The 9,820-nt window shown below is 32.0% G+C and carries 2 protein-coding genes and 1 pseudogene; all 3 read right to left on the reverse strand.

Annotation, left to right across the window (positions count from 1 at the left end; translation table 11 throughout):
• Positions 1–84: 84 nt before the first annotated feature.
• Positions 85–6,828 (reverse strand): annotated as a pseudogene (gene sov, locus AC3ATN_RS01865) (T9SS outer membrane translocon Sov/SprA); the annotation flags it as partial.
• A 61-nt stretch (positions 6,829–6,889) separates the two neighbouring features.
• On the reverse strand, positions 6,890–7,471 hold the full coding sequence (gene ruvA / locus AC3ATN_RS01870; RefSeq protein WP_487531517.1) for a Holliday junction branch migration protein RuvA: 582 nt from the start codon (positions 7,469–7,471) through the stop codon (positions 6,890–6,892).
• Positions 7,471–9,738, reverse strand: coding sequence for an NADP-dependent malic enzyme (locus AC3ATN_RS01875; RefSeq protein WP_487531518.1), 2,268 nt, complete (start codon positions 9,736–9,738; stop codon positions 7,471–7,473). Before AC3ATN_RS01875 ends, ruvA begins: the two co-directional genes overlap by 1 nt.
• Positions 9,739–9,820: the final 82 nt, after the last annotated feature.

Consider the following 9,820-nt stretch of genomic DNA (forward strand, 5'->3'; position numbering starts at 1 on the left):
ATAGGTATTTTTTCTTTTGGTTCTTTATTTTTTAGTTTACTAATAGCTAACGACATTTTACTTTCGGGTATTATGTCTTGGTCTATAGCTTGCTCTGTACCCATGAGAAAGTGTGAATCTTTGAAAAATCTTTTTAAAAGATTTTAAGTTATTCAATCCAGTAAATTTCATATTCCAATTAGGTAAGGAACTTTTACTTAACGGGTCTGTTTCTATATCTTCAGGGGAAACACCTGAATATGCTGAAACAAAAGCCCCAATTAAAACAAGTTGATTGTTTTTTCCAAAACCAACTGGAAATCCATCTTTGTCAGTTTCATTATTAACTATCCCTGAATTAGAAGCTAATCTATTTGCGATTATAATTCTATTGTTCCTAAAGCTATCAAAAGTTGAGCTATATTCTCCATCAGAGAAATTAAAGGCTGTTTTCAATAATATTGTTGAGGTACCAAAGTTTCCATAAAAATTTGGGTTCAAAGAAATATATTCTGAGTTTTCAACTCTAAAGTTTTCAGAACTATTTTTTGAAAAATTATTTTCTAAATTAAAATCTACCACCAAATCTCTAAAAGGAGACCATTGAGCCGAAACATTCAAACTGTTATTATGAACTTGGGTGAATGATTGATTAAAGTTTTTAAAACTAGTTAACCATCCGTTTCTTGCAACTTCATATCTTATATCAGCTTGATCTCCAAATGTAAAACCTACTGAAGGTTGAATTGTGCCAATTAAACCGGTAGAAGGTGTGTATCCAGGTAAAACCGTACCACTATTCTCTGAATAATTAAACTGAATCCGCTTCAAAGTGTTTAAAACATCAACTACGGATTTTATATTTTTTTTGGTTTTCTTATTGGGTGATTTTGATTTTTTATTTTCATTGATTCTTGGTGTAAATTTATTTTTCTCTGTTAGCTTCAATATAGAATAAAGCTTTTGAAATGAAATTGCACCAGACAGAGTCTTGGTGTTAGCATTTTGAATTGTATTTACACTTCCTAGTCTCTGCCCATTTTCAGAAACTACGTTAGCTAAGGCTTGTGAACCCCTCTGCCAATTAAAATCTCCAGTGTAGTTATAGTTTCCATCAATAAAACTTAAAAAAGATATATATCTAAATGGTAATTTATAATTAATTGATAAAGACTGTGAATGGCTATTTGTTTCTCCCAGATCCCAAAGATTATTATAAATAGGGTTTGAGTTACTAGAACCATTATTAAATAATAAATCCGTACCTCTTATTATTCTATTGTTAGTTGCTGCAAAGCTAAGTCTAAGTGATTTACTGAGGTTGTGATTTATTTTATAATTCCAGTCAAATAAAAAGTTCCGTTGCTCTAAATCAGGAAGAGACAACTGTTTACTAGCATCAACATTTTCGTTATATACTTCCCTAAATCTTTGTGTTCGAAAACTCCTATTAATTCTTGAGGTAATCGCAATATTGTTTGGCAACAGATTAAAGTTGAATTCCTTTAACCATTGCCAATAACTTTTTTTATTAAATGTTTCCACTTTTGAAAAAGGCTTTATTTCTATACTGTTAAACGAATATCCATAATTCGCAGAAAGCAATAAATCAGAATTATTTTGATTTTCAATTTCGTAATCATGATGTTGAATTTCATTGTATGCGTATGAAAAGTCGAAATTTTCAGGGCTGTAAAGTCTTTTTTTATTTTCTCCAGAACTAATCTTTCTGACTCCAATTAAACTAATACTTTTTCTTTTAGTGTAATCAATTGACTGATTTCTAATAGAGTCTCTTTGGGAATTTGAAACCGAAGTGTCTAGTCTATCATTTAATAAAATGTCTTGGTAAAATGGATCATATTCTGGAGTAATTGTTGTTTCGCCAAGCCCAAAGTTGACCGGTAATTGGATGCCCCACTTTTGGGGTAAAAACTTACCCATATTAATCTCAGAGATTAAATCAAATTGAGAAACCGCCTCTCTATTACTCTGATTTGGAGACTGATCTATAGTACCAAATCCAACCGTTGAAAATCGACCGGTAGCAGAAATTGATGCAAGATCCGCAAAGTTGGCATCTACAGACCCTATTGCTGCCCATCCCCCTTGGGAATCTATACCTGCAATCCTCAGCTCATTAAACCAGACCTCCCCACAAAGAGTTTGGCCCAAATCTGAAGATGGGTTTTTCACACCAATCATCAAACTTCGAATATTTCCTAAAGATGGATTCCCTTTTATAGCAAATTTATATTTTTTTGATCCCGGCAAATTACTTATTAAAGAAAACTCGTCTATTAAATTTAATTCTTCATCAAAATAAGAAATACTCCCAACACTTATTTTCTTCAAAGCTCTAGCTTTTAATTTTGCTAATAAATCTAGTGAGACCTCAATAGAATTTTGATCTGGAATCCAAACGGATTCAGCGCTTAGATTGTTAGAAATATTAGATTCGTACTCTGTAGGCTTAAGTGGAACTTCAATTTGATAAAAATTATCTTTGTAATCACTACCGATTCTTATAAAGGCTACTAACCTTTCATCAAAAGCCTCCGTGGACCCTTCACCGGGTAATGGTTTTTGACCCGGAATTGATTCTGCATGAAGAAACATTTTTATTTTTTTATATTGCCTCATATCAATTTCAACATTTTTAAAAATACCCCTTGAATCCATTGGTTGAAGGTCACAAAATCTGAAAGAGAGAGATTGTTCATTTTGTCTTACAATTGTGTTGTTATTATTTATTTGTTCTCTCTGAATTGTCGGAGGTAAAACATAGTTTATTGGAGTTCTATTTTCATTTTCTAAAATATTTACGGTGCTAATATCTACGGTTGTATTTTTATTTTCAACTAAATTTTCATTTAAACCTCTATTATATCTTCTCCAATCTCCACGAACTAAATCTAGAGTTCCAAAACGAAAAACTACCGGCTTACTAAACCCTTTTAAGGCCATTCTAATAAATCTAATTGATCTAAGGTCTTGAATATTATTTATGGATTCAAAATAACTAGAATAGTTAGATGACTCATAATATGATTTTTTTACTGGAACCTTAAATTGAATCCATCTAGTTGTAATATTATCACCATTTGGTAAGTCAATTTTTATATTTTCACGAACATCTGTTATAAAAGGATGATTTCCAACAGTCATTGATTTTGAAATTGGTACTTTATATTCAAAATAACTATCGATAGTATTCATACTTTGATCTTGATTGATGTCTTCAATGTCTGGCTGAGTAGTATTTCCTCGATCTGTATTAGAAAATGCAATTGGTGAGTTGCCCTGAGTACCATTATAATTTTTATATCTATTTAAAATATCCCCTTCCGCAGAAACAAAATATTTATAGTTATCCCCCGCAGGATCGGTTTCGGGCCCGTTTGTATATATCTCTTTTTCTTCTATATCAGAAAGACCGTCTAAGCCTAGATCTTGAAGTTTACGATCCTTCTCAACTGTGTTAAACGCATATAAAAGTGATTGAGTAGATGGTACTTTTCCCCATGAGGTTTTTTGGGTCAAATCTTCTTCATCAGATCCTGGCAATCCATTTTCATATTGTTTTCTTCCATCCTTTAAAATATCCTCAGAAATATTTCCTAAATGAAAAATGAGCTCTCCCAAATCATCTTCACCCTCAGATTCATTGGAAAAAGTGTCTAAAATCCAAAACTCAATAAACTCAACATTTCTTTGTTCAAAATTAGTAGAACTTATTGGTCTAATTATACTTGCCCAGTTTTCAGGTATATCAGATTGAAATGTTCCGTTATTGGAATTATTATACGGACCTTTTTCATTAGGATAGAAAGCCAAATCAAAAGTTTGCTGAATTGTAGTAGATCCCTGAACTAAATCTTGTTCTGGAAAAATCTCATTTATAAAGATTCTCCTTGTTTTGTTATTAGATATGTCATTATTATTTATTCCTTGGGGTCGACTGCTAGTGTAAAAAATTGGATCAATTGAATACCAAGCTAATTTAGCTCGTCCATATCCTGATGTAATATCATTATTTGATAATCCCGAACCTTTAAAGTTTTTGAAAGGGACGCTTCCTAACCTCCATGATGCAAAACCTTTAATATCTATATTAGTTTGAGCTCCTTCAAAATCATCTATATAAACATTAGCTTCTCCATCAAGATTTGTGTTTCTGGGATTTCCTGAAATTAATGAAGCTACTTCTCCTCTGAATGATAATACCGAGGGAATATCATTTTGAAGGGATGGAAATTTATTTATTAATCTTGAAATGAATGGTAATTGAGTTGAAAAATTTGTGTTAAATCCAATCATAGTATTGTTAACTGGTTCAGTTCCATAATTTGCCTTTTGAGTTAAAGGAGTTTCGTTTAGATTTAATAATGTTCCCCCTATTACAACTTTTTCATTAATTTGATGTTCAATATTTACACCTGTAAATCTTTTATTTTGCTGATTGAAAAAAGAATTATTTTCTAATGAAATTGAAATTGGAATATTTGAAGCTTTTAATCCTGGATCAAGTATTTTAACTCTTCCAATATTGTAATTAACCGTATAATCAATTCCTTCTTGAAGGAGTCTTCCTCCTGCTGTTACTTGAACTGATCCTCTAGGAATATTAAATGCACCAACTGATATTCCATCGCTACTTGCTGAGGAATATCTTCCCTTTAATTGAAATTTATTTTTTTCTGAAGCTTCGAATGCTGCGGCCTTAGTCAAGGAATACATTTCTTTAAAAACATATTTTTTTTGATTCTTATTATATGTGTTGTCTTGATTATAATTCTCACTCCCACTTTTAGAATTTAAAACATTAAATAAAAACGATCCAAAAGGTTCAACTTGTGGGAAAATTATTCTGCCAGATTGAGGGTCAATTGTAATGCCTGGTACATAATCAAAAAAACCATCTCCCTCAATAACTGGGTCCTGATATAAATCAAGTTTGTCCAGTCCAAAAGTTTTCAATAAAATTTGGTTTTCTATATTTTGAGGCCAAATATCTTTATCAACTGGACTAATATAATTTATAGGGGAAGGATCCGTATACAGAATATTCAACCTAAAATCTTTCTCTGATAAATTAAATGCACCTGTACTATATATATTTTTCATCATTAAATCCCACACAGGCGCAATTACATCTGTTATGTTACTTTTCAAAAGCTTTGTTATCAAACTATTATTATTTAACTGATTCCCTGATAATTCAGAACTAGATACAGTTGTTCCAGGTATACTACCATTTGCAAATTCTCCAACCTGATAAACCTTTCCGTTATATGTATATTGAAAAGAAACAGATAAAACTTCATCGTTACTTAAGCGTTGATTTAACGATATATATCCCAATCTAGGGTTTAAGGTATATTCATTTTCACTTAATTTTCTTGCACTTTCCAAAACAGCGTAATCAATACCCTCTTTAAACTTTTTATTTTCAGTCCCAAAACCCAATTGAACGGAAGAGATATTTCGAATATCTTGGGTCAAAATTCCGCCATCGTTTATGAGTTTTGGATCTAAATTATTTGCGCTATTTTCAGGAAAAAATCCTGTTGACGAAGTGTTGAAAAAATTAGTAATTTCTGAACCTAACCCGGTATTCTCTATTTTTTTTTCTCCAAGGTCCTGAAGAGCTATTATATTTCTAATATTTTGGGTTTGAGAACCTCTGTTTGTTACCCATATCTCTATTCTGTTTATTTGAATATTTGAATTTATATACGGGAATGTTTCTAGAGCTGAATCATATTTATCTCTAAAAAATTGACTTAAAAAGTAATGTTTATCCTCCTCATAATCCAAAGCAAAAATTTCAAATTCCTGGACTGAACCACCCCCTTGAGAAACTATCTGTTGTGATTGGGATCTTTGTTCTGAAAAAACCGCAGTAACTTTTGTTTTTCCGAATTTTAAATCTGTTCTTACTCCAAATAAACTTTGAGCTCCTTGAATTAAATTACTATTAAGAGGCATGCTAATATTTCCAATATCAATATTTTGGAGAATACCATCTTCAGTTACTTTTCCGTCCAAATAATCGGCGACATCATTTCCAAGTGCAGATGGATTATTGGAATACGTTGAACCTCTGGATCTAAGATCGTCAATTTTTGTTTTTGCATCCCTGAGTTGAAGTTCTGCATCACCTATTTTATTCTCTAAATCAGAAAATTTTTCTACAAAAGAATTTGAAGAATTTGGATTTAAATCATCATAAAAACTAAATGCCTCTCTAGCTTTTGGTGGGTTGAACTGAACTTTAATAAGGTTTTGAAAATCAAATGTTGATTCTGTGTCATAATTTGCTGTTAATTGGAGTCGTTCTCCAATTTTACCCACTAAACTTAAAGTAATTCTTTGATCAAAATCAAAACTAAAACTACTTCTATTCCTAGGAGAGGCTGCTGGATTATCGTTTTTTTGATACCTTACTCCAAGGTCTACACCAATAGAGCCCTGCGGGTTAATATCAATTATATCACTACCAAATATACTTTGAAAGTATTTGTTGTTTACATAGAGTTCTGGTAATAAATTTTTTTGTGCATCCTCTAGTCCCAGCGAAACTCCATTTAAGGTCTGAGTCTTTTGTTTGAAATAAACCTTCAGGTCTCTTTGTAAAATCCAATTTTCATATTCATTGGGACTAAGGACAAGTGGGATATTAATTGGATAATCCCCAATTGATTTTGATAAGTAATACATATTAGTAATTGGGTCATAGGTATATGTGTTATCTATCAAGGAGGATTCTGGAAATGATATTTTAATTTTATTTATTGAGTCTTGAGTAGATGCTTTTTGGGAATAAATATTTACCCCAGAAAACATAAGAATGATTAGGGTAAGTGATTTTACAAAAATAAAAAATCGACTATTAGTCAAATGTGCTTTAAAGTTTATTCAAAGCGGACTTTATTAGAGTTTCAACTGAACTTTCTGGGTCACTTTGAATTAGATTATCAATTACTTTTTCTGAGATTCTTCGATTATATCCAAGCACCTCTAAAGCTGATAACGTTTCTTCTTTAGTTGTATTGTTTGATTTCAAATGAATTTGCTCAATACCATACAGATTCTTAACCTTATCTTTAAGTTCAATAATAAGACGCTGAGCTGTTTTTAAACCAATTCCTTTCACACTTTTAATTCTATTTAAGTCTTCACTTACTATCGCATTTTGAACATCTTCTGGTGTTAACGACGACAGCATAGTTCTTGCAATGCTGGTTCCTATGCCTGAAACACTAATTAATAATCTAAATATTGCTCGCTCTAATTCAGTTATAAAACCATACAAAATGTGTGCGTCCTCCCGAATTTGAAGGTGAGTATATATTTTAATATTGTCTTGTTTTTTTATCTGACCAAAGGTGTGTAAAGATATATTCACTTCGTACCCTACTCCATTACAATCTATTACTAAATGGGTGGGGTACTTTTCTACTAATAAACCTTTAAGTTGAGTTATCATTATTTTCTTTTTTGTTGAGCATCTACGACTGCCAATGCCGCCATATTAACGATTTCTTGAACTGAAGCACCCAGTTGAAGTATGTGAATAGGAGCGTTAAGCCCCATTAATATTGGACCTATTGATAAAGTTCCATTTAACTCTTTCATTAATTTATAGGTTATGTTTGCAGAATCCAGATTAGGGAATATTAAAGTATTTACATTTTTTTTAGATAGTTGAGAAAATGGAAATCTACTTTTTAACATTTCTTTATTCAGAGCAAAATCAGACTGAACTGGACCATCTACATCAATATCAGGATGATATCGATGTAAATATTTAACTGCATCTGAAATTTTTGTGGCTTCGGGGAATTCAGAAGATCCATAATTTGAATAAGAAAGCATAGCTAAAACAGGCTGCAAACCAAACATTTTCGCAGTTTGAGCTGTCATTTGGGCAATTTTTGCTAATTCCTTTGCAGATGGATTTATGTTTATTGAAGTGTCGGAAAGAAAAATGGGTCCTCGTTGAGTAAGCATTAAATTTGTGGCTGCAACTCTACTAACTCCCTTTGCTGGACCAATAGATTCTAGAATTGGTTTGATAACTGCAGGGTAATTCCTTGAATAGCCAGACAACATTGCATCTGCATCCCCACTTTTAACCATCATCGCTCCAAAATAATTTCGTTCTCTAAGTAATCTTTGAGAATCGTACAAAGTTTTACCACTCCTTTTTTGATCATTCCAGAAAATTTCAGCATACTTTTTTCTTGATTCTTCCTGAAGACTTGATTTTGGATCAATTATTTTTAGATCTGCTTCAAAATCTATAGTTGTCATTAAGTCTTTTATTACAGGCTCATGTCCTAAAAGAATTGGAATTGCAATTCCTTCGTCATAAACTATTTGCGCTGCTTTTAAAACGTCTAAATGATCAGCCTCTGCGAAAATTAGTTTTTTGGGCTTTCGTTTTGCAGCATTGTGAATCAAACGAACTAATTTTTGATCATTATCGAGTCTTAAAGCTAATTTTTCTTTATATTTTTTCCAATCTAAAATTGGCTCTCTTGCTACTCCTGATTCGATTGCAGCTTTAGCAACCGCAGGAGGTATTTCAATAATTAATCTGGGATCAAAAGGTTTAGGTATAATGTATTCTTTTCCAAAAGATAAACGTGTTTCATCGTAGGCTATATTTACTTGCTCTGGAACTGGCTCTTTAGCCAGATCTGCTAAAGCCTTAACAGCAGCCATTTTCATGGCTTCGTTGATTTTGGTAGCTCTCACATCTAATGCTCCTCTAAATATAAACGGAAACCCTAAAACATTGTTTACTTGATTTGGATTATCAGAACGACCGGTTGCCATTATAATATCATCTCGCACTGAACATGCTGTTTTATATTTAATTTCAGGGTCGGGATTTGCCATTGCAAAGACTATCGGATTAGGACCCATTGATTTTAGCATATTTTCATTAACTATATTTCCTTTGGATAGACCTATAAAAACATCAGCATTGGCAAGAGCATCCTCCAAAGTGTTTAATTTAAGGTGTGTTGAGAATTCTGATTTTTCCTTACTCAAATTTTTTCTATCACTTCTAATAACTCCCTTACTATCAGTCATGATAATATTTTTTCTTTTGGCTCCAAAGGATATGTATAGCCTAGTACACGAAATAGCAGCAGCTCCAGCACCAGAAACAACAATTTTAACCTCACCTATTTTTTTGTTTGCTAATTCTAAAGCATTTAACAAAGCTGCGCAAGAAATAATTGCAGTACCGTGCGGATCATCGTGCATTACAGGTATATCAAGCTCTTCCTTAAGACGTCTTTCAATTTCAAAAGCCTCAGGTGCCTTAATATCTTCGAGATTAATACCTCCAAAAGTTGGAGAAATAGCTTTTACAGCAGAAATAAATGATTCCGTGTCTTTAGCATCAATTTCTATATCAAAAACATCAATATCAGCAAATATTTTAAAAAGTAATCCTTTTCCTTCCATTACTGGCTTTGATGCCTCAGGACCAATATCTCCTAAACCTAAAACTGCTGTTCCATTTGAAATTACAGCAACTAGGTTTCCTTTATTTGTATACTTATATACATTATTTATTTCTTTAACTATTTCATTACACGGCTCTGCAACTCCAGGAGAATATGCTAATGCTAAGTCTCTTTGGGTATTGTAGGGTTTAGTTGGAACTGTTTCTATTTTACCAGGTGTAGGTTTTGAATGATAATTTAGTGCTGCTTTTCGATCCTTTTGATTCATGGTATTCCTTTAGAACAAATGTAAGGTAAAACATAAAATGAAATATCTTTAATGTGTCAAAATCAAAATTTAAATATACAAG

The sequence above is a fragment of the Candidatus Marivariicella sp. genome (assembly GCF_983056325.1).